1 pseudogene is annotated in these 358 nt (G+C 66.5%); it reads right to left on the bottom strand.

Annotated features, from left to right (window positions below):
- Window positions 1-358, bottom strand: a pseudogene (locus SB822_RS55520) (hypothetical protein); the annotation flags it as partial.

Genomic DNA, 358 nt, shown 5'->3' with positions numbered 1-358 from the left:
GGTGCATCGGATCGGCATGCAGGAAGGCCGACGACAGCATGCGTCGCGGCGACCATTCGGAACTGCGCGACATGTGGCGCAGGGTGAAGATGTCGTCGAGCCGGTGGTCGTATTCGGTCCGCAACGCCTGCCAGCGACTGCGCAGCACCGGGTCGTCGGCGCCGGGACCGGCCTGCGCCAGCCAGCGGCGGAAGCCCAGGTCGTTCACCGAGGCCTGCACCAGCATGCCGCGGCGCTCCCGGAGACCGGCGGCATCCAGCGCCTTCACGACGCCGAGCGCCATGGAATCGTTGGCCGCCATAACACCTTGAATGTCCTGATACTGGGTCAGGAAATTGGTCATCAGCGTGTTGGCTTC

Origin of the sequence: Paraburkholderia sp. SIMBA_054, from assembly GCF_046534875.1 — a bacterium.
Taxonomy (GTDB): domain Bacteria; phylum Pseudomonadota; class Gammaproteobacteria; order Burkholderiales; family Burkholderiaceae; genus Paraburkholderia; species Paraburkholderia hospita.
Note: the sequence above shows the minus strand (reverse complement) of the source record. Positions and strands in the feature narration are given on the sequence as shown.